18 protein-coding genes and 1 pseudogene are annotated in these 22,396 nt (G+C 69.9%); 9 read left to right on the forward strand and 10 right to left on the reverse strand.

Features of this window, described 5'->3' with window-relative positions; translation table 11 throughout:
* Positions 1–10: 10 nt before the first annotated feature.
* Positions 11–4,297, reverse strand: a complete 4,287-nt coding sequence (locus ACZ7N4_RS23180; RefSeq protein ID WP_471360709.1) for a HAMP domain-containing protein — start codon at positions 4,295–4,297, stop codon at positions 11–13.
* 402 nt (positions 4,298–4,699) lie between these two features.
* On the reverse strand, positions 4,700–6,097 hold the full coding sequence (locus ACZ7N4_RS23185; protein ID WP_471360712.1) for an NAD(P)/FAD-dependent oxidoreductase: 1,398 nt from the start codon (positions 6,095–6,097) through the stop codon (positions 4,700–4,702).
* 77 nt (positions 6,098–6,174) lie between these two features.
* On the opposite strand from ACZ7N4_RS23185, the gene ACZ7N4_RS23190 reads away from it, so the two are divergent.
* A complete protein-coding gene (locus tag ACZ7N4_RS23190) occupies positions 6,175–7,320 on the forward strand; it encodes a carboxylate-amine ligase (RefSeq protein WP_471360714.1) in 1,146 nt (381 codons plus the stop codon).
* Between the two features lie 211 nt (positions 7,321–7,531).
* Here ACZ7N4_RS23190 and ACZ7N4_RS23195 read toward each other — a convergent pair whose 3' ends face one another.
* The 3 genes from ACZ7N4_RS23195 to ACZ7N4_RS23205 all read right to left on the reverse strand — a co-directional run bounded on the left by ACZ7N4_RS23195 (position 7,532) and on the right by ACZ7N4_RS23205 (position 9,849).
* On the reverse strand, positions 7,532–8,401 hold the full coding sequence (locus tag ACZ7N4_RS23195) for a class II glutamine amidotransferase (protein WP_471360716.1): 870 nt from the start codon (positions 8,399–8,401) through the stop codon (positions 7,532–7,534).
* Between the two features lie 229 nt (positions 8,402–8,630).
* Entirely contained in the window at positions 8,631–8,804 is a 174-nt protein-coding gene (locus ACZ7N4_RS23200) for a hypothetical protein (RefSeq protein ID WP_471360719.1), read from the reverse strand.
* Positions 8,805–8,961: 157 nt separating this feature from the next.
* Complete coding sequence (locus ACZ7N4_RS23205; RefSeq protein ID WP_471360721.1) at positions 8,962–9,849, reverse strand: AraC family transcriptional regulator; 888 nt, start codon at positions 9,847–9,849, stop codon at positions 8,962–8,964.
* An 85-nt stretch (positions 9,850–9,934) separates the two neighbouring features.
* Between ACZ7N4_RS23205 and ACZ7N4_RS23210 the strand changes: the two genes are divergently transcribed.
* Both ACZ7N4_RS23210 and ACZ7N4_RS23215 read left to right on the forward strand, forming a co-directional pair.
* Entirely contained in the window at positions 9,935–10,792 is an 858-nt protein-coding gene (locus ACZ7N4_RS23210; RefSeq protein WP_471360723.1) for an alpha/beta fold hydrolase, read from the forward strand.
* A 14-nt stretch (positions 10,793–10,806) separates the two neighbouring features.
* The gene (locus ACZ7N4_RS23215) at positions 10,807–11,997 is read left to right on the forward strand and encodes an FAD-dependent monooxygenase (protein WP_471360726.1); all 1,191 of its coding nucleotides are present in this window, start codon (positions 10,807–10,809) and stop codon (positions 11,995–11,997) included.
* Between the two features lie 98 nt (positions 11,998–12,095).
* Here ACZ7N4_RS23215 and ACZ7N4_RS23220 read toward each other — a convergent pair whose 3' ends face one another.
* A complete protein-coding gene (locus ACZ7N4_RS23220) occupies positions 12,096–12,989 on the reverse strand; it encodes a LysR family transcriptional regulator (RefSeq protein ID WP_471360728.1) in 894 nt (297 codons plus the stop codon).
* 82 nt (positions 12,990–13,071) lie between these two features.
* Here ACZ7N4_RS23220 and ACZ7N4_RS23225 point away from each other — a divergent pair, with 82 nt between their 5' ends.
* Positions 13,072–13,974 carry a DMT family transporter gene (locus tag ACZ7N4_RS23225; RefSeq protein WP_471360731.1) on the forward strand — a complete coding sequence of 301 codons (903 nt, stop codon included), beginning with the start codon at positions 13,072–13,074 and terminating at the stop codon, positions 13,972–13,974.
* 156 nt (positions 13,975–14,130) lie between these two features.
* Here ACZ7N4_RS23225 and ACZ7N4_RS23230 read toward each other — a convergent pair whose 3' ends face one another.
* Positions 14,131–15,162 carry an RNA-binding protein gene (locus ACZ7N4_RS23230; RefSeq protein ID WP_471360732.1) on the reverse strand — a complete coding sequence of 344 codons (1,032 nt, stop codon included), beginning with the start codon at positions 15,160–15,162 and terminating at the stop codon, positions 14,131–14,133.
* 119 nt (positions 15,163–15,281) lie between these two features.
* On the opposite strand from ACZ7N4_RS23230, the pseudogene ACZ7N4_RS23235 reads away from it, so the two are divergent.
* Positions 15,282–15,387: pseudogene (locus tag ACZ7N4_RS23235) on the forward strand (IS110 family transposase); the annotation flags it as partial.
* A gap of 203 nt (positions 15,388–15,590) precedes the next feature.
* On the opposite strand, the gene ACZ7N4_RS23240 reads toward ACZ7N4_RS23235, so the two are convergent.
* The gene (locus ACZ7N4_RS23240; protein ID WP_471360735.1) at positions 15,591–16,013 is read right to left on the reverse strand and encodes a hypothetical protein; all 423 of its coding nucleotides are present in this window, start codon (positions 16,011–16,013) and stop codon (positions 15,591–15,593) included.
* A gap of 202 nt (positions 16,014–16,215) precedes the next feature.
* Here ACZ7N4_RS23240 and tap point away from each other — a divergent pair, with 202 nt between their 5' ends.
* Entirely contained in the window at positions 16,216–18,471 is a 2,256-nt protein-coding gene (gene tap / locus ACZ7N4_RS23245) for a telomere-associated protein Tap (RefSeq protein ID WP_471360738.1), read from the forward strand.
* Between the two features lie 9 nt (positions 18,472–18,480).
* Positions 18,481–19,038, forward strand: a complete 558-nt coding sequence (gene tpg, locus ACZ7N4_RS23250; protein WP_471360741.1) for a telomere-protecting terminal protein Tpg — start codon at positions 18,481–18,483, stop codon at positions 19,036–19,038.
* A 79-nt stretch (positions 19,039–19,117) separates the two neighbouring features.
* Here the strand turns inward: tpg and ACZ7N4_RS23255 are convergent, their stop codons facing one another.
* Positions 19,118–19,624, reverse strand: coding sequence for an anthrone oxygenase family protein (locus tag ACZ7N4_RS23255; protein WP_471360744.1), 507 nt, complete (start codon positions 19,622–19,624; stop codon positions 19,118–19,120).
* 119 nt (positions 19,625–19,743) lie between these two features.
* On the opposite strand from ACZ7N4_RS23255, the gene ACZ7N4_RS23260 reads away from it, so the two are divergent.
* Complete coding sequence (locus ACZ7N4_RS23260) at positions 19,744–20,694, forward strand: AraC family transcriptional regulator (RefSeq protein ID WP_471360747.1); 951 nt, start codon at positions 19,744–19,746, stop codon at positions 20,692–20,694.
* A gap of 287 nt (positions 20,695–20,981) precedes the next feature.
* Positions 20,982–21,566, forward strand: a complete 585-nt coding sequence (locus ACZ7N4_RS23265) for a GNAT family N-acetyltransferase (RefSeq protein ID WP_471360750.1) — start codon at positions 20,982–20,984, stop codon at positions 21,564–21,566.
* A 4-nt stretch (positions 21,567–21,570) separates the two neighbouring features.
* Here the strand turns inward: ACZ7N4_RS23265 and ACZ7N4_RS23270 are convergent, their stop codons facing one another.
* Complete coding sequence (locus tag ACZ7N4_RS23270) at positions 21,571–22,341, reverse strand: transposase (RefSeq protein WP_471360752.1); 771 nt, start codon at positions 22,339–22,341, stop codon at positions 21,571–21,573.
* Positions 22,342–22,396: the final 55 nt, after the last annotated feature.

A 22,396-nucleotide genomic window follows, 5' to 3' on the forward strand; every position in this document is an offset into this window, starting at 1 on the left:
ACCGGCGCGCTCACGAGGACAGCCAGCGTCGGACGCAGGCGATGAGGTCGCGGGTGTCGACGGGCTTGGTGACGTAGTCGCTGGCGCCGGAGGACAGGGACTTCTCCCGGTCGCCGGGCATCGCCTTGGCGGTGACGGCGATGATCGGCAGCTCGGCGTACTGCGGCAGCTTGCGGATCTCGGCGGTGGCGGTGTAACCGTCCATTTCCGGCATCATCACGTCCATCAGCACCAGCGAGATGTCGGGGTTGCCGAGCAGCGCGTCGATGCCCTTGCGCCCGTTCTCCGCGTGCAGCACCCGGAAGCCGTACATCTCCAGGATCCCGCTGAGTGCGAACAGGTTGCGTGCGTCGTCGTCGACCACCAGGACCGTACGGCCCCGGAAGCTGTCGTCCACGGGCGGCGCGAGATCCTGCGGGTCCTCGACCCGGACCAGGGAGAGCACATCCCCGGGTGCCTCGGCGGCCAGGTGCAGGGCGATGCGTTCGCGCAGCTCGTCAAGGCTGGACAGGAACTCCAGGGACCCGTCGTCGCGGTGGGAGCGCAGCGCTTCGTCCCGGGCCACCTCCGTCCGGTGGCTGCTGTGGATGAGCACCGGTACGCTCGCCAGCCCCGAATCCCCTTCGAGCGCCTGCAGGAACCGGCCCGCCTCGCCCCCGGGCATGTCCAGGTCCAGTACGACGCAGTGGCAGGACTCGGTGGCCAGCGCGCCCGCTGCCTCCTGCGCTCCGACGGCGGTGATGACGTCCACCGCCGGCAGCGGGGAGCCCTCGTCGGGGCTGTGCCGGGCCACGTCCGCGACCACGCTCTCGGCGACCAGGGTCAGCAGCCCGCGCGGCCGTTCCTCCACCACCAGGAGCCGGCGCGGCCGCGGCTCGGGAACCGCCGGCTGCGGCGAAGCGGTGGTCTGGGCGGCGGTGGCGGCCGACGCGAGCTCGGCCGGTGCCTTCGGGCTGTTCGGGGCGGGCCGACCGGTGTCGAGCAACTCTTCGAAGTCCGGCCGGGCCACCGGCAGGTACAGGGTGAAGGTGCTGCCCCGGCCGGGAGTGCTGTTCACCGCCACGGCACCGCCGAGCAGGTGCGCGATCTCCCGGGTGATGGACAGTCCGAGGCCGGTTCCGCCGTACTTGCGGCTCGTGGTGCCGTCCGCCTGCTGGAACGCCCCGAAGATCGACTCCAGGTGCTGCTCCGGAATGCCGATGCCGGTGTCGCGCACCCGGAACGCCACGACGGCACCGCCGCGCACGACGTCCTGCGGCACCTCTCCGTCGGTGGCGGGCTCGATGGCCAACTCGACGCTGCCCTGCTCGGTGAACTTCACCGCGTTGGACAGCAGGTTGCGCAGCACCTGCCGCAGCCGGGAGTCATCGGTGAGCAGGTCGGCGGGCGACCCCGCAGCGGTGGTGACCGTGAACTCCAGCCCCTTCTGGGTCGTCATGGGCCGGAAGGTCGCCTCGACGTACTCGATGAGCTGCCGCAGCGGCACCCGCTCGGGAGTGACGTCCATTTTGCCCGCCTCGACCTTCGACAGGTCCAGGATGTCGTTGATCAGCTGCAGCAGGTCACTGCCTGCCGAGTGGATGATTCCCGCGTACTCGACCTGCTTGGGGGTGAGGTTGCGCGAGGGGTTCTGGGCGAGCAGCTGGGCGAGGATGAGCAGGCTGTTGAGGGGGGTGCGCAGCTCGTGGCTCATGTTGGCCAGGAACTCCGACTTGTACTTCGAGGCCAGCGACAACTGCTGGGCACGAGCCTCGAGTTCCTGCCGGGCCTGCTCGATCTGCAGGTTCTTCGCCTCGATGTCGCGGTTCTGCGTCGCCAGCAGCGACGCCTTGTCCTCCAGCTCGGCGTTGGAACGCTGCAGCTCGTCCTGCTGGGACTGCAACTCGGCTGAACGCGCCTGCAGTTCGGCGGTCAGCCGCTGCGACTCCTCCAGCAGCTCGTCGGTGCGGGCGTTGGCCACGATCGTGTTGACGTTGACGCCGAGCGTCTCGCGGAGCTGTTCCAGGAAGTCCCGGTGGATGGGCGTGAATGCGGCGACCGACGCCAGCTCGATGACGCCGAGGACCTGGTCCTCGAAGAGGATCGGCAGCAGGATCAGCGCGGTCGGCACCGCCTGGCCGAGCCCGGAGGAGATGGTCACGTAGCCCTGCGGCAGCTCGTCCACGGTGATGGTACGGCGGCTGCGCGCGGCCTGGCCGACCAGCGAGCGGCCGAAGGAGAACCGGGTGGGCCGCTCGTCGTCGTCGGGCCTGCCGTAGGAACCGACGAGCCGCAGTTCCGGGCCGCGGTCACCGTCCTCGGCGAGGTAGAAGGCGCCGTACTGGGCGGACACCAGCGGCGTCAGCTCGTCCATGATCAGCTCAGCCACCACGGGCAGGTCCCGGTGGCCCTGCATGAGGCCGGCGATGCGCGCCAGGTTGGTCTTGAGCCAGTCCTGTTCCTGGTTGGCCCGGGTGGTCTCGCGCAGCGACTCCACCATGGAGTTGATGTTGTCCTTGAGCTCGGCGACCTCGCCGGAGGCCTCCACCGTGATCGAGCGGGTCAGATCGCCCTCGGCCACGGCGCTGGCCACGGCGCCGATGGCCCGGACCTGCCGGGTCAGGTTGCCGGCCAGCTCGTTGACGTTCTCCGTGAGCCGCTTCCAGGTGCCCGAGACGCCCTCCACCTCGGCCTGGCCGCCGAGGCGTCCTTCGGTGCCGACTTCGCGGGCGACGCGGGTGACCTCGTCGGCGAAGGCGGAGAGCTGGTCGACCATCGTGTTGATGGTGGTCTTCAGCTCCAGGATCTCGCCGCGTGCGTCCACGTCGATCTTCTTCGACAGGTCGCCCTTGGCCACGGCGGTCGTCACCAGAGCGATGTTGCGAACCTGACCGGTCAGGTTGTTCGCCATGGAGTTGACGTTGTCGGTGAGGTCCTTCCACGTGCCGGCCACGTTCGGCACGTGGGCCTGGCCGCCGAGGCGTCCCTCGGTGCCGACTTCGCGGGCGACGCGGGTGACCTCGTCGGCGAACGCGGACAGGGTGTCCACCATCGTGTTGATCACGTCGGCCAGTGCGGCGACCTCGCCCTCGGCCTGGACCCGGATCTTGCGGGACAGGTCGCCCCGTGCGACGGCGGTGGCGACCTGCGCGATGGAGCGCACCTGGCCGGTCAGGTTCGACGCCATCACGTTCACGTTGTCGGTGAGGGCCTTCCAGGTGCCCGAGACGCCCTTGACGTCTGCCTGGCCGCCGAGGCGTCCTTCGGTGCCGACTTCGCGGGCGACGCGGGTGACTTCGTCGGCGAAGGCGGAGAGCTGGTCGACCATCGTGTTGATGGTGTTCTTGAGTTCGAGGATCTCGCCGCGGGCGTCGACGGTGATCTTCTGGGACAGGTCGCCCTTGGCCACTGCCGTCGCCACCTGGGCGACGTTGCGGACCTGGGCGGTGAGGTTGCCCGCCATGAAGTTGACCGAGTCGGTGAGATCCCGCCAGGTGCCCTTGACGCCCTTGACGTCTGCCTGGCCGCCGAGGCGTCCTTCGGTGCCGACTTCGCGGGCGACGCGGGTGACTTCGTCGGCGAAGGCGGAGAGCTGGTCGACCATCGTGTTGATGGTGTTCTTGAGTTCGAGGATCTCGCCGCGGGCGTCGACGGTGATCTTCTGGGACAGGTCGCCCTTGGCCACGGCGGTGGTGACCTGGGCGACGTTGCGGACCTGGGCGGTGAGGTTGCCCGCCATGAAGTTCACCGAGTCGGTGAGGTCCCGCCACACCCCTGCCACACCGGGCACCTTGGCCTGGCCGCCGAGGCGTCCTTCGGTGCCGACTTCGCGGGCGACGCGGGTGACCTCGTCGGCGAAGGCGGACAGCTGGTCCACCATCGTGTTGACGGTTTCCTTCAGCTGCAGGATCTCGCCGCGGGCGGGCACGTCGATCTTCTGGGACAGGTCGCCCTTGGCCACGGCAGTGGCCACCTGGGCGATGTCACGGACCTGGGTGGTCAGGTTCCCGGCCATGGCGTTGACCGAGTCGGTCAGGTCGGCCCAGGTCCCGGAGACCCCCGGCACCTCCGCCTGCCCGCCGAGCGTCCCTTCGGTGCCGACTTCCCGGGCCACGCGCGTGACCTCGGAGGTGAACACGGACAGCTGGTCGACCATGCCGTTGAACACACTCGCGATGTCGCCCATGAGACCGTCGGCGTCCTCGGGCAGACGTGTCCCGAAATCGCCGTCCCGCACGGCCGTGAGCCCCGCCAGGAGTTGTCTGAGCTCCCTGTTGCCCGGCGCGGCGTCGATCAGCTCGGTCTTGTCGCTGTTCATGCGCACTCTCGTCCCGCTCCCCTGGAGCCCTCGGCAGTGAGGACTCGAACTCCCCGGCGGGCCGCGGAGGGCCCGTAAACGCTCTGCATTCCCTCACATCACGGCCACAGGCGAGGAGAAAATACGCCGCAGGCTAACCCAGTCGGCACCCGCCGATCAAAGCCTCCCGGCCGCTGTGTACCGGGAAGACGTCCGCTGTGAAGAGCCGTGCATGATGCCGGGAGTGTGGGGTAATCGGATGGGTTTGCCCGCCGTCCTCTCCGTGTCCCCTCTGTCGTCCTGCTGGGGAGGAGGTCCGGCCGAGCGGCGGCATCCGCACGCTGTTCGTACGCCTGATGCGCGTGTACAGAGGCGGAGGCTGCCGTCGTGCGTGGGCGAGTGTCCGCCGGGTGGGCACTGGTGTCACGGCCGGGTGGGTTGCACCCCGGGGCGGGGGGCGCGGCGCAGGCGGGGGTGGGGGTGGAGATCGAGGTACAGACCGGCGGTGGCCTGGCCGGGGTGGGTGGGCAGGGGGAGCATGTCGCTGGTGCCGTGGCCGCCCAGGCCGTGGTTGCCGCGCCCGGGGCGGCCCTGGGTGAGCGTGGCGTGGAGGTGGTCGAGGAGGTCGTGCCGGCTGTCGTGGAGATCGTCGGTGCCGGTGATGATGTTCAGGAACGACTCGTGCAGGCACAGGTCCTGTCGGTCGCGGTGACTGAGGGTCTGGGCGGTGCGGAAGTAGGAGTCGCGGCCGTCGTGAATGCGGTAGAAGGCGCTGACGAGGACGAGGAGTCGTTCGTAGGCGTGGCGGTAGGCGCTCTGATAGAAGCGCTGGGCGTCTTCTTCGGTGATGTCGCCGGCGAGGACGCTGGTCAGACTGGCGGCGGTGAGGGTGGCGCTGTACATGGCGAGGTGGACGCCGGTGGACAGCAGGGGGTCGAGGAAGCACGCGGCGTCGCCGGTCAGGAAGTAGCCGGGGCCGCCGAAGGCGCGGCTGGTGTAGGAGTAGTCCCTCTCCACCTTCAGACCGGTGGCCATACACGCCTGGTCCAGGACGGCGTCAAGCAGTGGCTGCTGGGCGATGGCCCGGTGGTAGACGGCGTCGGTGGAGCCGAAGGCGCGGCGGTCGCTGTTGAAGGAGTCCTTGTCGGTGACGAGACCGACGCTGAGGGTCCGGTCGTGCAGGGGAATGGCCCACAGCCAGCCGTGCCGGGGCAGGGAGAACACACCGATGGCCCCGGCCGGGCCGGGCAGGGGCTCGGCGTGGCGCCAGTAGCCCCAGGCGGCCACGTTGCGGAACACGTCGTGAACGCGCCGACTCCGCAGGTGGCGGACGGCGAGAATCCCGGCCCGTCCTGAGGCGTCGACGAGGTGGTCGAACGCGATGCGGCCCTGACGGCCGTCCTGGTCCGACCACAAGCCGGCGGTGGGGCGGCCGTCATCGAAGGCGATGCCGCGGACGGTGACGCCTTCGCGGACCTCGGCGCCCTGACGGCGTGCGTGGTCCAGCTGAAGGTGGTCGAACTCGCTGCGGATGACCTGGAAGCTGTAGGGAGCCGGCCTGCCGGGCTCGTCGAAGCCGAGGGACCACTCCTGGCCGCCCCAGCCGTAGAACGCACCGGTCTTGCGGAGGAAGCCATGCGCCTCTACGACCTCCCGCGCGCCCAGAGCGTCCAGCAGCGGAAGGAGGGAGGGCAGGAGAGATTCTCCGACGTGGTAGCGGGGGAAGCGCTCGCGTTCGAGGAGCACCACCTCGACCCCCTGGGCGTGCCAGGAGCGCGGCGGCCGTCGAACCCGCCGGTCCTCCGCCGATGACCAGGACACCGGTGCGCTCCCTCACGGATGTTCCCTTCGGCCGGCCCTCTCCCCCTTCGATTACTGTAAGTGACATACTCGTCACCATGAAGAGCGAGAAGTGGACATCCGCCCCCGTCCCTTCACCACTGGTCAGCGGTGCTCACGCGGTACGGGTGGGCGTGGAGGAGGAGTACCTCGTGGTGGACCCGGTCTCCCGGCAACTCAGCGCCCGGGCCGACAAGGTCGTCACCGAAGCTGCCACCGAACTCGGTCCGAGGGTCACCACCGAACTGACGCGCTATCAAGTCGAGATCCGGACCCACCCGCACACCAGTCTCTCGGCCCTCGGCGAGGACGTGCGCCACAGCCGTGACGCCGTTGCGCGTGCGGCCGCCCGCCTGGGGCTGCGCGTGATCTCCAGCGGGACTCCCGTCCTGGGCCAGCACACCCCTCCGCCGCTGACCGCGGGACAACGCTACGCGCAGAGCCTGGCCACCTTCCGTGCCCTGGACCACGAGCAGACCGTGTGCGCGTGTCACATCCACGTGGAAGTCCCCGAGCAGGCCACCGCGCTCGCCGTCAGCAACCACCTGCGTCCCTGGCTGCCCGCACTGATCGCCCTGAGCGGCAACTCGCCCTACTGGGACGGTCAGGACACCGGCTACGACAGCTGGCGCACCCTGACCTGGGGACGCTGGCCCGTGGCCGGGCCCCCGCCCTACTTCGACTCTCCCGCCCACTACGAGGACCTCGTCGGCCGGCTCATCACCAGCCGCACCCTCCTGGACCGCGGCGGCGTCTACTGGGACATTCGGCCCTCCCACCACGTGCCGACCCTGGAGGTCCGTGTCGCCGACGCGACCCCCACCGTCGACGACACCCTCCTCTTGGCCGCCGCCGTCAAGGGCCTCACCGCCGCCGCCCTCATCGCCGTACGCGAGGGACAACGCGGGCGGAGGCCGGAGGCGGAGCTGCTACGGGCCGCCTGCTGGCGCGCCGCCCGCGACGGCGTGAGGGGCCAGAGCATCGACCTGTCCTCCGGCCGACTCCAGCCCGCCGCCCGCTCCCTCGACCAGCTCTGGAACACCGCCCTGCCCGCCCTGACCGCCGACGACATGCGCACCGTCGACACAGCACGCCAACGCCTCCCCGGACAAGGCAACGGAGCCGACCGCCAACGGGCCGCCTACCGCAACCGCCAAAGCCACCTCGATGTCGTCGACCACCTCATCCGGCAGACCACCGCGTGAATGTCGTGTCCTGGCGGTGCTCCACTCGCACGACAACCCGGCCGTCGAGCGTCAGGGTGCGAAGCGCGGGCTGGAGGTCTCCCGTCATTCGCGGCGCTCCCAGCCATGACGACGCCGGTTTCCACCACCAACCGCGGCTGCCCCAGCGTGAGTTCAGCTGCTCCTGTGGGCGGGTGGGCCAGGGAGCCGGTGACGTTCGCTCGGACGACGCTCAGACAGCTCTCTGGGAGGCGGCTGCGTCGGGGTGCAGGTCATCGAGTGTGAGTTGGTGCGCCGGAGGATCGGGAAGAACGACCTGGCGGGTGAGGCGGAGGTCGGGGCCGACGTGGAGCAGTTCACCGGGCTCCATCTCCCGCCAGTGGGGGTTGTCGTCCATGCGCTCACTGGCGACGACGACGGCGCGGTGCCGGGCAAGGTGCGATGAGTGGATGCGCATGCGACCTTGGGCGCCGCTGTGGTCGAGATGCCGACTGCCGTGCTCGCCGCCGGCCCGGCGTTCGAGGACGTACAGGTCGTGGGTGTCCGGGTAGCGCAGCGCCCACAGCTCCTCGGGGGTGATGAGGATCAGGTTCAGGGCGTAGACGGGCAGATTGCCGGCGATCCAGTGGGCGGCGTGCCGAATGCCCTCCGTGACGTCACCGCCGTGCCGGAGGGTCTCCCGGGTGATCAGGGCGAAGAACCGCTCGGAGTCGGTGTCACCCTTCACGAGCGACCGGTCCTCGCCCAGGTGGTCGTCGAGCTCGTCCAAACCCTCGATGACTCCGTTGTGGGCGAAGAGCCGTCCGTCCTGCTCGAAGGGATGGGTGTTGCGGACCTCCAGACTGCCGGTGGAGGCGAAGCGCACGTGAGCGATGAAGGTTGCCGATTCGACCTGGCGGGCTTCCTCGGCGAAGGCGCGGTCGTGGTAGGCGGCGATGGGGGCCTTGCCGATGCGCGGGGTGCCGTCGGCGGTGAAGTAGCCGAGGCCGGTGCCGTCGGGTTCTCGGTGGCTCTGCCGGCTGAGGCTGTCGGGAGCGTCCAGGAGCCAGAAGGTGGCGTGGGTGCGGTGCGGGGCGCTGCTGAGGCCGAAAAGACGGCACACGGCATTCCTCCAGGGGGGTGGCCGACCTGCCGGCGGTCCGGACTCTGTCGTCAGTGGCTACCGAGGTGAGTGGGGCTTGTTGGTCGAAAATAGGCAGGTTGCTGTGGACGAGGTGAGGGCTGTGCCGGGGTACGCGGGCAGAATCATCCACCCGGACGCCCCGCGCCGCGTGGCGGCGAGCAGCGTCGGCGGCGCATGGGGTACTCCCCGGCGTCACACTGACCGGCCGTCACCTCGCTGACCCACGCTGCCGTTTCGGGAGTGGCGCGAGGGATGTCATGAGGATGTGGCGGGGATCGCCGACTTCCTTTGTGGCACGGCGCACCGGGACCAGCGCCAGGCCGATGCCGATGCCGATACCCATGCCCATGGGAATGGGAATGAGGAAGAGGGTGACGTGCATGCTCATGATCGTCGGGACGGTGCACCCGCAGGAGTGTGACGTCGTTGAGCACCAGGCCCATGGTGCCGTGGTCCGCCAGGGACGCGGCGATCTTCCGGATCAGGTCCGGCAGATCGATGCTTGGTGCCGGCTTCCCCTCTCTGACGCCGTAGCCGTCTCACCTCCGGACGGCGACCGAGCCGGGACTCCCTGCGGAGGTGAGCGATGGGGTGGTTCGACGACTGGGCCATGCGATGTCGTCGACGGCGAGAAACGGCTCGTCTGCCAGGGTCGCGGGCGTTGCCCCGGTGAACGCCACGACGTCCCGGTGCAGGTGGGACTGGTCGGCGTAACCGGTCTCGGCCGCGACGTGGGCCGCGCCTTCACCTGCGACCAGGCGGTGGGCGGCGTGGTCGAAGCGGACCAGCCTCACGGCGCGTTTGGGCGGTAGGCCGAGCTGCGACCGGAATCGGGACCAGAGGCGCTTACGGCTCCATCCGACCTCGGCCGCGAGTGCGTCGACCCGGGTCAGGCCGTGGCTGCCGACGATCCGGCGCCAGACCCAGGCCACCTCCGGGTCCACCGGCGGCCCCGCCTCATGCCGACGGGCGAGCAGTGCGTCTGTCAACGCGAAGCGATCCTGCCAGGACGAGACATCGCCGAGTCGCTCGCGGATCCGGGACGCCTCCCGGCCCCACAGGTCGCCGAGTGAGACGACGACGCCGTCGAGGTCGGCGGGGGAGGCGCCCAGAATCGCGCGTGCGATCATCGGGGACAGGCGCACTTGCACGCACTCGACGTTCTCTCCTCGCGCCCGGACCGCGCCTCCGCACCCGAGCCCGGGACCGGCGACGAGGCTTCCCCGCTGCCGCTGCCCTGGGGCACAGTCAAGGACGGGCGAGCCGGCGCCGAACTCCAGGAGCAGCGTCACGGCCGGGTGCGGGACCATCCGAAGCGCGTCCAGTTCACGGACACGGAATCCGGCCATGGTGAGACCGGCCACCCGACTGGACTGCTGTGGGCATGCGACGTCCCACGCAGCTGCACCGTGCATGAAGGTTCGCACGCTCCCATGCTAGGTGAGCCGGCCCTCCGGTTGAGCGGAACATTTGTCCAATCCGTCGACCGGCACCAGCGGCGACAGTGGGCTCATGACTGTTTCCGACGGCGGACCGCAGATGAACGGCGGCGCCGAGACCACCGAGAGCTCACCCCCGTCGCTGGACGACGGCGGCGTCTACGTGTGCCAGGACGGCCCCCGTGACGCCCCCGCACTCCTGCTCATCCACGGGTCCGCATCCTCGACCCGCTCCTGGGACCCGCTGGTTCCGCTGCTGACCGGGTCCCACCGCGTCATCCGGATCGACCTGCTGGGGCACGGCCGGTCGGCCAAACCGGCCGACCGCAGCTACGCGGTCCCGGACCAGGCGCGTCGGGCCGGAGCGGTACTGGACCGGCTCGGCGTCGCGCACGCCGTGGTCATCGGTCATTCCAGCGGCGGCGTCGTCGCCACCGCCCTCGCCGAACAGCGACCCGACCTGGTGACCGCGCTCGCCCTCATCAACACCGGTCCCAGCCTGGACGCCTGCATCGTCTCGGAGTCCACGGCCATGGGCCTCTCACAGTGGCCGCCGGAGGACGAACAGCTCCGGAAACTCGCCGGCACGGGTTTCAGCCGCCCGGGATACCAGATACCGGAAGAGCTCCTGGACGACGTGCGCGGTATGACCCACCACTCTCTCACCACGTCCATATGGGCCACCCGTTCGTATGTGGAGCAGCGGACGCTGCCGGGTCGGCTGACGGTCCTGGGCAAGCCGCTCCTGGTGATCTTCGGCGAGGACGACCGTAGATGGCGAGCCTCATCCGCCGCCGATTACCGCGCCGTTCCGGGGGCCGTGGTCGAGTTGCTGCCCGGGCTCGGGCACTCGCCCCTGCTGGAGGATCCGCCACGGACCGCCACCTCCCTGCTGGGCTTCACCGCGATCCACACCGGATGGACCGAATGAGGAGAAGGGGTGCCATGCGGATTCTCGTCTCCGGCGCCGGCATCGCCGGTCCGGTACTGGCCTACTGGCTCACCCGGCACGGGTTCCGCGTCACCGTCGTCGAGCGCGCGCCCGCTCTGCGCAAGTCCGGTGGCCACGCGGTCGACCTGTTCCGGCCGGCGGTGAACATCTCCGAGAAGATGGGCGTGCTCCCGTACGTCGAGGAGCGGGCCACCGGCACGACCCGGCTGACCGTCCACCGGGAGGGCTCACGGCGTCCCGTCCGGGCGGACCTCTCGAAGATTTTCAGCGGTGCCTCCGACCGGCACGTCGAGATCATGCGAGACGACCTGAGCGAGATCTACTACAACGCCACACGCGACGACGTCGAGTACGTCTTCGGCGACTCCATCACCGCTGTCGCGCCCGACGGCGAGGTGCGGTTCGAGAACGCCGCGCCGCGCCGCTTCGACCTCGTCGTCGGCGCAGACGGGCTGCACTCCAACGTACGCCGACTCGTCTTCGACGAGGAGCCCCGCTTCAGCGACTTCATCGGGGCCTACCTCGGGGTGCTGACCCTGCCGAACGTCTCCGACCTCGACGGCGAACTCGTCATGCACGTCGGCGTGGGCCGCACCGCCGGCATGTACGGCGCGCGGCACCTCCCTGACGCGCGGGCCTTGTTCCTGTTCCGGGGCGAGCGCGAACTCGACCACCCCCGCGACGTGCCCCGGCAGAAGGAGTTGCTGCGCAAGGCCTTCGCCGGCATGCACGCACACGTGGACCGCTGGCTGGACGAACTCGACCGCACCCCGGCGTTCTACTTCGACTCGATCACCCAGCTCCGTATGGACACCTGGTCGAGGGGGAGGGGGACGCTCGTCGGTGACGCGGGCTACTGCTCCGGTCCGGCCGTCGGCGGCAGCACCACCCTGGCCGTCGTCGGCGCGTACGTCCTCGCCGGAGAGCTGGCACGGGCGGGCGGCGACCACGAGCGTGCCTTCCCCGCCTACGAACGTGTGATGGCGGAACCCGTGCGCGGCAGCCGCGCGGTCGCTCTGAGCGCGGCGAGAACGCTGATTCCCACGTCCCGCCTCGGTGTGTGGGGTCTGGGCCAGGGCGCTCGCCTGATCTCCGCCCTGCCCACCCGCCCCAGCCGCGCCCTCGTCCGCCTCACCACCAAGAGCGCACGCCTCTACAACTCCATGACCCTCGACGACTACTAGCCGTCGACCACCGCGTCGAGAGGCGGGGCGGCCTCGCGCGGGGCCCCGGAGACGGCCGCGGGACGCTGTGAGCAGTCCGCCGGCTGTCTCGGCGCCCCTCAGCCGGCTCGGGACTTCCCCGCGCAGACCATGCTTTCCAGCAGCTCGACGGTCCGGCGGGCGGCGGGATGCCGCGCGATCGACTTCTTCACCGCGAGACCGAGATACCGGACCGGGGTGGGCGACACCAGGGCGACCGTCGTCAGGTGCTCCGGGAGCTCGCCGATACCGAGCGCGGGCACCACGGTCAGCCCGATGCCCGTTGCCACGAAGGACATCGCGGTCCGGTAGTCGTGCGTTTCCACCACGAACCCCGGGGCGAACCCGGCTTGCGCGCAGGCGTTGAGAAGGACCTGGCGGCACACCCCGTCGCGGGGTTCGTTGTCCACCCAGGGCCGCTCGGCGAGGTCCGCCAGCGGCACCTCCGGCACCTCGGCGAGCGGGTCGTCGACGCGGACGACGGCGAGGTAGGGGTCCTCGGCGAGCCTGTGCACATCAACCGATCCGGGGCGCTCGACACCCGTCTCCTCCACGAAGATGTCGATGTCCGGGTCACCCGGCGTGAACTCGGTGAGCAGCAGGTCCAGTCGGAGGTCCGGGAACTCGGCACGCAGCGCGGCAACGGTCGGCGCCAGCCACGCCGCGCCGGCCGAGCCGAAGTAGCCGATCGAAAGGCTGCCTACCCGGCCGCTGCGCAGATCGCCGACCACCCGCTCGACCCGGCTGAACGCCTCGAACAACGTGTCGGCCTCGGCGGCCAGGACCCGGCCGGCCGCGGTGGGCTCGATGCCGCGACCGGATCGTTCGAACAACTGCAGCCCGGTCTCCCGTTGCAGTGTGGCGAGCTGCTGACTCACCGCGGACGGTGTGTAGCCGAGCGCGGAGGCGCTCGCGCGGATCGAACCCGTCGCGACGACCGCCCGCAGGACGCGGAGCCGTGGGATGTCCAGCATGCTGCGAAGATACAGCTCTGCTTAACAGAAGTACAGAACTCGTCGCTTGTGCTGTACAGAAGGACGGGATGATGATGCATGAGTGACCGATCTCCTTGAGACCACCCGCCCCGCCGGCACCAGCAGAACAGACATGGGCAAGATCGCGGCCGCTGCCGGGCTCGCGGTCATGCTGTGGGCCTCGGCATTCGTCGCCATCCGCGGTGTCGGGAACGCGCTGTCCCCTGCGCCGTTGGCGCTGCTCCGCCTGGGCGTCGCGGCGATCTCGCTCACAGTGATCGCGGTGGCCAAACGGGCGGTCCGCGTCCGCCTGTCCCGCAAGGCGCTCCTGCTGATCGCGGCGTACGCCGTCCTGTGGCTCGCCGGCTACACCGTTGCTCTCAACGCGGGGGAACGGCACGTCGATGCCGGTACCGCGGCGTTGCTGGTGAACCTCGCGCCACTGCTCGTCGCGATCGCTGCCGGGAAGTTTCTCGGTGAAGGCTTCTCACGACCTCTCATCGTCGGTTCGCTCGTCGCGTTGGGCGGAACCGCGCTCATCGCGACCGGGGCCACCGCGCAGCGCGACTGGGCAGGCGTGCTGCTGTGCCTGCTGGCCGCCGCGCTCTACGCCGCGGGCGTCATGATCCAGAAGGTCACGTTGCGCCACGTCGACGGACTCACCGCGATCTGGCTCGGCTGCGTCGTCGCCACCGTGGTCCTGCTGCCCTGGACGCCGCAACTGGTCGGCGAAGTGCGGGTGGCGTCCACCGGAGCGGTGCTCGGCGCCGTCTATCTGGGCGTGTTCCCCACAGCAATCGGCTTCACCGCGTGGGCCTACGCGCTGCGCCGCATGGACGCCGGTCGGCTCTCCGCGGTGACCTACGCCGTTCCGGCCGTGTCGGTGCTGTTGTCGTGGCTGCTGCTCGCCGAGATCCCGACGGCATACGGGCTGGTCGGCGGCGTGCTCTGCCTGACCGGTGTCGCCATCTCCCGTCGGCGGTGAGTCGCCGGCGGCCGCCGCCAGCGGGGCTTCCGGAGGTCCCCGAGCAGCACCGGTGTGGGTTTCGGGCTTCCATGGCCGAACCCCGCGGCCGACGACCACTCGATGGCCACTCGATGGCCGATCGGCCGCCAATCCCGGACAGGCCGACGGAAGCGCTCACTCTCGGGGCTGACGAAGTGCCCAGGCGAGGTCGCTCGGCGTCGGCTCGGTTCGCCAACGCGCTCGTAGGACTCCGTCGTCGTCGGGCATGACAGCCGTGCACAGAGCCACATTCTCACTTCCACCCGCATCCACGGACAGGAGCGCGGCCGCACGAGCCCGGGACATCCGGGCGGTCAGTTCCGGGAACTGCTCTTTTTCGGCGATGGCGCTGCTGATGGTGCCGTCGTCGTCCTGCCACACGCCCTCGATGAGCCCATCAGCGGGCAAGGCTCTCAGGACGGCGTCGGTGTCGGTGGACAGGGACGGCCAGACGGTGAGACGGGCCCGGGGAGCCAGTCCCAAGCGAACGGGGCCGATGGTGTCGCTGGTGAGGTGGTGCCATCGTGAGCCACCTTCCACATACGACTCTTCCAGCAGGCCGGCACGGCCGGCGGCGACTGCCGTGTGCAGGCCGGCCCAGAAGTCGTCGTCGCCGGGCCGCTGGACGCCCTGCTCTTCCTCCTCCCCGAAGGCGTACGGGGAGGCGTCCACGCGTTCCGGGAACAGTCCGAGCTCCCGCGTGCCGGCCAGCGCTTCCTCACAAGGCCGGCTGCTGCTGATGTAGAGATACTGGTCCCATCCCACATGGACCGCGAACGCGCCTCCCACCTCCAGCCGGCACCAGGCGCCGTTGTCGCGCAGCATGGCGCGCACCAACCGCAGCCCGACTTCGAGCGTCACCTCCGCCCCATCGTGAAAACCGGCAAGGCCGCCCGGGAAAAGTCCATCCAACCCGAAGCCCTCCACAGGAGGCTCCACGCCGAAATGCGCGAAGGACGGGATCCGTGGTTCGCGTACGGCCAGGTGATCGACGCCGGTGTCCTCGGCGAAGGCCGCGACCGCTTGAAGATACGACGCCTCGACCTCGCCGTGATCGCTGACGACGTCCTCACCGCCTGTGTAGTACCCGTGTTCGTCACGGTCGGCGGGGTCGTACTTCGTGACCTGGTAGACGTAAGGGAGCTGATGGACGCGGGGGAGCTGCACCGCACCATCATCCAGCACGCGCGTGTCGACCCGTGGGGGTCGCGATGCACGCGGACCGGACCACCGCCTGAGCTCTGCGGCGCGAGCTGTCCTGACATCCCGCCCGCTACCTGAGCACCGGCATGGGCCCGTTGCTGGGGGCGGAGTTCACAGCGTGCACCGGCGGGGACATGGACGCCTTCAAAAGCGCGGGCCGACTCGCCGGAGTCGCCGGTCCGGCACCTGCCACCTATCCGCCCAGATCGCCGCCCGCTTCTGCCCAACCTCGAAGACCTTCTGCGACCGCAAAGGAGCCGAGCGGCAAGAGCCACAAACAAGCGATCCTCGCCCTCGCTCGGCGACGACTCGACGTCCCATGGGCCCCCATACGCGATCAGCGGACCTTCGAGGCTCAACCTCCCCGGCGGGGTCTTGCCGCGGCCTGACCCTCAGACTGGGAAGAGCGGCTCGTAGGGGTGTCCCTCCGGCGTGAAGATCAAAACGAAGTCTTCCCCCAGCCGAGTGGCTACTTCCCTCAAGCGAGCCAGGACCTCGGCCTGGCCCGGCAGGTCGATGCCAAGGGCTGCGGCAGCGCGGTCCCTCCGGGGCACGAGGTCCGGTATGTCCTCCAGATACTCGGCCTCAAGCTCGCGACTCTCCTCGTCCGTGAACGCCTGGCAGTCGCGCCACCACGGGACGACCAGCAGAAGCCGCACCAGCTCGTGCAGGCCGATGGCGACCAGAGCCGCACCTCCTTCGGAGTCGGCATAGAGGATGGGGCGTTCCTCGCCGCCTTCACCGCAGAAGAAGTACGTGCCCCCGGCACCGTCGCCGGCGAACCCCTCAAGCGCGGCGCCCGAGGCGAGGTGCACTTCCTCGACATGATCGCCTCTGTCCAGGTCGAAGTCACCGGGCCAAGCGAGAAAACGGGCCCTGCCCCGGGCGCGCGTGGTGCGGAGCCTCTCACGCTTTGCGCTCGAACCGGTGCATATACGGCAGCAGGACGCAGTTGGTACGGGGAACGTACGGTATTCGTGCGGTCGTGAGGTTACTCTGATGGACAGGAGGTGTCCGATGCCGCAGGGTGAGCTGTTCAACGCGGTCGATGCACTGCTTGCGTCGCGTGCTCCGTTGCCGCCGCCGGCCGAGCGCAGGCGTCTGCGCAGGGCCCACGGTCTGACGATCGACGAGGTCGCCACCGCCCTGCAGGTGCGCCGGGCGACGGTCAGTGCCTGGGAATCCGGGAAGACCGAGCCCCGCCCACCGGAGCGGGACGCGTACGCCCGTCTGCTGGAGGGGCTCGCGAAGCTTTACCCCGCCCCGGCCGACACGCCCGTCAGTGACGAGGACGCGGCGGCGCCCGAGGCGAACACCGACCCGGCGGCCGCGACGCGGGAAGCGCCGACTCCTGCTCCGGCCCCCGCCGCCTCTGCTCCCACCCCCGCCCGTGCCCCGGCCGCTGCGTCCCGCCCGGAGGGCGGTACCAAGAGCAGGTCGACGTCGCATCCCCCCGGTGTTAAGAAGGCGGCGCAGGAGCAGGCCACCGGCGCGAAGAAAGCGGTGGCGGCGAAGGAGCGGACCACCCCCGCGCCGGCCGCCGACCCGCGGTTCGAGAACGGCCCGTTGGCCGTCGTCGACGTCGACGCGGAGGGGCGGGTGGCGGCGTACTGCACCGGCGGGCTGGTGCTGGACGTGCCGGCCAAGTCCCTCGCGTCCCTCGTGGAGTGGACGCTGAAGGAGGCCAGGCTGGGGCAGCCGAAGCTGTCCGGCCCGGGCAAGGACGCTGATCCGCTGCTCGTGCTGACCGAGGCCGCCCTGGAGCGTTACGGCCTTCCTGCCGCGCTCACGGACGAGGAGCGGCTTGCCGGGCGGGTCCCGGAGAGCCACAAGGTCGTCAAGCAGCTGGCCCGGGCGGGCTGGAAGCTGACCAAACGCGGGTTCGGGCCATGGGTGCGGATCTACCGCCCTGCGACCGGGTCGGAGCGGGCGTGCGTGCAGTTGTGCATCCCGTCCTGGCACGCGCTGGACTCCCGCTACTGGGGAAACGCCGCCGCGCTCCCGCCCGCGGACCTGGCCCGTGTGCTGGGTGCGTACGCGTCGCGGGTGATGACGCCGCGCGGTTCCGCGGCCGTGACCGGTCTGGAACTGATGACCGCGCTGCACCCGCCGACGCGCGCTTCCGCACCGGACGCGGACGGCCGGCGGCACTCCGAGCACAATCCCGGCAGCCTGGGCAAGGAGCCTGTCGACCCGGCGCCGTGCGAGGTCCCGGACGGCCACCCTCTGCTCAAGGACCTGCCACGATTCCACCTCCGCGGCCCCGGCGAGAAGTTGGTGGAGGAGGCGTACGACTGGGCGCGGCCGATGACCGATGCCGAGTGCGCTCTGCCGCACCTGGTGGGCATCGACGTCAACCTCGCCTTCGCCGCCGGCGCCAACGGCCTGACCGTCGGCCTCGGCGCGCCCACCCGCGTGGAGGACCCGGTGTTCGACCCGAAGCTCCCGGGGAGCTGGCTGGTGGACCTTTCCCACGTGGACCTCTCGCGGGTGAAGGCCGGCAAGGAGTGGGTGGAGCTGGACGCCGGCCTGCTGCCCAGCCCGTTCACCCCGAAGGGCGACCGTCCCCAGGGTCCTGCCTGGTACGCCACGCCTACCGTCGCGTACGCGGTGGAGCTGGGCTACGAGGTGCGGCCGGTCGAGGCGTACGTCCGTCACGACAACGGCCGTTACCTGGACGGCTGGTACCAGCGGCTGCGCGACGCCTACCTCGCCACGATGGCCGACCTCGGCGTGCACGCGGACATGGCACCGGCCGACTTCCTGACGGCGATGGACGGCTACAGGGAACGCGACCCGCAACTGGCGATCGTCGTCTCGGCGATCAAGGCCACGGTCAAGGGCGGCATCGGCAAGCTCCGCGAACGCCCGCGCGGTGAGGGTTGGCGGCCCGGGGAGCCGTGGCGGGCCCTGTCCCGCCCGACCTGGCGGCCGGACATCCGCGCGGCGGTCATCGCCCGCACGCGTATCAACCTCCACCGCAAGATCCTCAGGCACGCGGCGTTCACCGGCCAGTACCCGATCGCGATCCTTTCCGACTGCGTCGTCTACGCTGCAGCCGGGCCCTCGCCGCTGGACTTCCTGCCCTACCCGGACGGCAAGCCGCTGCCCGGCGGCTTCAGACTCGGCGTCAACCCGGGCCTGGTCAAACACGAAGGCACCCAGAGCGTGCTGTGGGGCGAGGAGGTCCGCGACCGGTTCGACACGCCCGACCTCAACCTCGCCCGGTACATCAAGGACGGCACCGTCACCGACGCCGACAGCGGAGAGTAGGAGAGGGCGATGAGCCTGTTCGGGGACGGCCTGGACGCGGCGGTGCAGAAGGCGTTCACCCGCCCGGTGCCCAAGAGCGCGCCCGCGCAGATGCGCTACCTGGTCAAGCAGCTCAAGGGCACGAAGGGGGTCGCCCAGCTGCTGCGCATCTCCCAGCGCACCGTCGAACGCTACGTGAAGAACCAGATCAAGAGGCCCCGCCCGGACCTCGCCGTGCGCCTGGAGCGCGAAGTGACGAAGCGGTGGCAGCCGCAGATCCGCGCCAGGGCTCGGCAGCAGGCGGCGACGACCGGTGGCATCGTCATCGACACCCGCGCCCGGCTCGGCTACACCGCACCGATCGGCACCACCGACGAGGACCGCATCCGGCACCTGACCGTCGCCCTTCCCCCGCAGTACGCCGCCCGCCTCTTCGACGCCCGGGAGGCCGGCGCCGCCGACCGCCAGCTGCAGCAGATCACCGCCGAAGGGCTCCGCGAGGTGTACTTCCAGGACGGTGGCCGCCGCGCCGGCCAGCTGGAGGAAGTCCGCTTCACCGACATCGAGCACGTGGAGTTCGACCTGTAGGGGCGCGGCCGGACATCCCGCGGCCCGGACGAACGTGACGTGGGTCTTCAGCCGGCGGGTGAGCGCTGGATCTTGGCTGTCAGGTCGCGAGCGGGGTGCGGGTCGAGAGCCGCAGGGCCCAGGCGATGCAGGCGAAGGAAGCGGTGCACGTCAGGGCGCGGATGAGGTTCCACCTGACCCAGGCGGTCTCGAAGGCTGCCCGGACCGCGGCGGGATCGGCGATGCGGTCCGGGGTGCCGGCCGCCGCGAGCCGGTCGTTGAGCGGGACGCTGACCGCACCGGTGATCACCAGCATGGCCAGCTGGAAGACGGCCGCCGCACCGATCCACAGCAGCAGCGTACGGTTGCCGTCCCGCAGCGCCAGCGCACCCGCGACGCCGATCAGGACCATGGCGCCCAGGAAGGACAGCATGAACCAGCCGTTGAGAATCGCCACGTTGATCCGCTGCATGACCTCTATGAAGGTCCGGTCGTCGGTACGGGCCAACCCCGGCATCACCGAGCAGGAGTAGGCGTAGAACAGGCCGGCGCCGAGTCCGGTGGTGAGTGTCGCCCCGAACAGGACGACCGTACGAAGAGCAGACATCTCCAACAACCCCCGTTTTCCGTGGTGTTCCCCAGTCAACCCGCTGCTCGGCACCACGGGCCATCGTCGAAGCGCTCACTCTCATACGTGATCGTCCAGCAGGCCATACGCTTCCCCGCATGGACGCACTCGGCGCACTTCTGACCGGTCCCCGCGCCCGCGGGGCCTTTCTGCTCCGCTCGGTATTCGACCCGCCCTGGGCCGTCCGCATCCAGGACGAGGCACCGCTGACCGTTCTGATCATGGCTCGCGGCGAGGGCTGGATCGTGCCCGACCGCGGATCGACCGTGCGTCTGCGCCCCGGGGACCTGGCGATCGTGCGCGGGCCGGAGCCGTACCAGGTCGCGGATCACCCCGCGCGGGAGCCGCAGGTGGTGATCCACCCCGGTCAGGTGTCGACCGACCCCGCCGGTGGCGAACTGTGCGAGGAACTTCACCAGGGTGTCCGTATGTGGGGGGAGCGTCCCGACGCCGATCACGTTCTGATCAGCGGCACCTACCAGCTGCCCGGCGAGGTCACCGAACGGCTGCTGCGCACCCTGCCGACCGTGGTGCTGCTGACCGCCGAGGAATGGCGCTCACCCCTGCTGCCCCTGTTGCAGGCGGAACTGGACCGGGACGAGCCCGGGCAGCAGGTGGTCCTCGACCGGCTGCTCGACCTCCTGCTGATCAGCGCCCTGCGGACGTGGCTGTCCCGGTCCACCGTCGAGGCGCCCGCCTGGTACCGGGCGCACGGCGACGCGGTGGTGGGACCCGCGTTGGAGTTGCTGCACTCCGACCCGAGCAGGCCCTGGACGGTCGCCCATCTCGCCGCCGAGGTCGGCGCCTCGCGGGCTGCGCTCGCCCGCCGCTTCACCGAGTTGGTCGGAGAGCCGCCGATGGCTTACCTCACCGGCTGGCGGCTCGCTCTCGCCGCAGACCTGCTGACCGAGCCCGACGCCACTCTCGCCTCGGTCGCCCGGCAGGTCGGCTACAGCAGTGCCTTCGCGCTCAGCGCGGCCTTCAAGCGGGTCCGCGGTGTCAGCCCCGCCGACCACCGCGTCCTGGTCCGTACCGAGCCGACCCCCTGACCCCCGCGCTGCCTGGCAGCCCGCAGCCCGTTGGCCGCCCCCCGGGTCGGTCAGCCGGGCCGGGCGAAGCGGGGTGGGGTGCCTCCGCATGCGTCCGGGTGATGGCCGACCGCAGCGCCCGGCGCAGGGACGGACCTTGGGCAGGTCTGCGTAAGGGCTGTCCCGCAAGTGATCTTCGAGGGCTTACGAGCCAGTCGGAGCGATGTCCGGGGCATCCTGCGATGGTCTATGCCAGATCGGCGGCCTTCCCGGCGCTTCAGACCAGGTTGTGAGACATCATGCCTGTCATGAGCATTGGCATAACACCCGCCATCCCCGCCGGTAGCCTCTCCGCTTCCGCGCAGCCCTCGATTCCGTCGCATGACAGTGAGTTGCTCTTGCGGGCTTGGGAGGCGGACGATGCTCCCATCCTGCGGCGTGCCTTCCAGGACCCTTCAATCCGGCGCTGGCACACGCACCACGTGACTTCACTAGCGGAAGCCCGGGACTGGATCACCGCCTCGCACCGGTCCTGGCAGCAAGAGCAGGCTGTCCAGTGGGCTATTAGTTGGTCTGAAGGCGAGGTCGTCGGCCGGGTGTCTCTGCGTTGGATGGACCTTCTCCATGGCCTCGCTGAGTGTGCTTACTGGGTCCTGCCAAACGCCCGTGGCACCGGTGTAGCCCCGCGAGCCCTCGCCGCATTGGCCGCCTGGACGCTTGACGAGGCTGGCTTTCACCGCCTTGAACTCGCTCATTCAGTCGACAATGAAGCCTCCTGCCGGGTGGCGACCAAATCTGGCTTCGCGTTGGAGGGCACTCGGCGCAGCGCACATCTGCAGTTGGATGGCTGGCACGACATGCACCTCCACGCTCGTGTCCAGGGCGATGCTTGAGCTGCTACTGGGTGAAGGCATGGTTGTGCAGGCGGGCGACACCCAGCATCGCGTGGTGGGCCCCGTCTCCTTTCAAGCGGCAGTCACGGAGAATCTTCCAGGTCTTCATGCGGGCGAAGGCGTGCTCGACGCGGGCTCGTACTCTGTGGTGGGAGGCATTGTGCTCCTCTTTCCAGGTGGGAGGTTCGGCCTGGCCGCGCTCGCGGCGATGCGGGATGATCAGGCCGGTGCCGCGGTATCCGCCGTCTGCGATGACGGTGGCCTTGCCAACTGTGCCTTTTGCTCCCGATAGTTCCCACGCCTTGCAGTCATTCCGGTTCCCGGGCAAGGGGCGGCCGGCAATGACGACCAGTCGAGTGTCGGCATCGATGACGGTTTGATGGTTGGTGGAGTAGCGGTAGTTCTTCGCCTGCTCGGCGACCGTGTGGTCGCGAGTGGGGACCAAGGTGCCGTCCGCGATCAGGACAGTCTCCTTGCGAAACCGCTTGCGCTGACGCGGGGCGAGTAACGGCCCGAGATGGTCGATGATGCGGTCCGCAGCCGACTTGGACACCCCGAACAGTGGGGCGAGCTGGCGTAACGTCAGGTTCGTCCGCCAGTACGCGGTGACCAGCAGGACCCGGTCCTGCAGCGGCAGGCTCCACGGTCGGCCCTTGCGGGCCGGATCCGCGCCTTCGCGCCGCAGTGCGGAGACCAACTTGCCGAACTGCCGGGGGCTCAGCCCGGTGAATGGGGTTATCCAGGACGGCTCGGACGACGTGATCACACCAGGCACAGCGAGATCATCCCACTGGGATCAGCACTTGCGGGACAGCCCTTAGGCGGAGTCA

This window comes from Streptomyces sp. NPDC107654 (assembly GCF_055639035.1).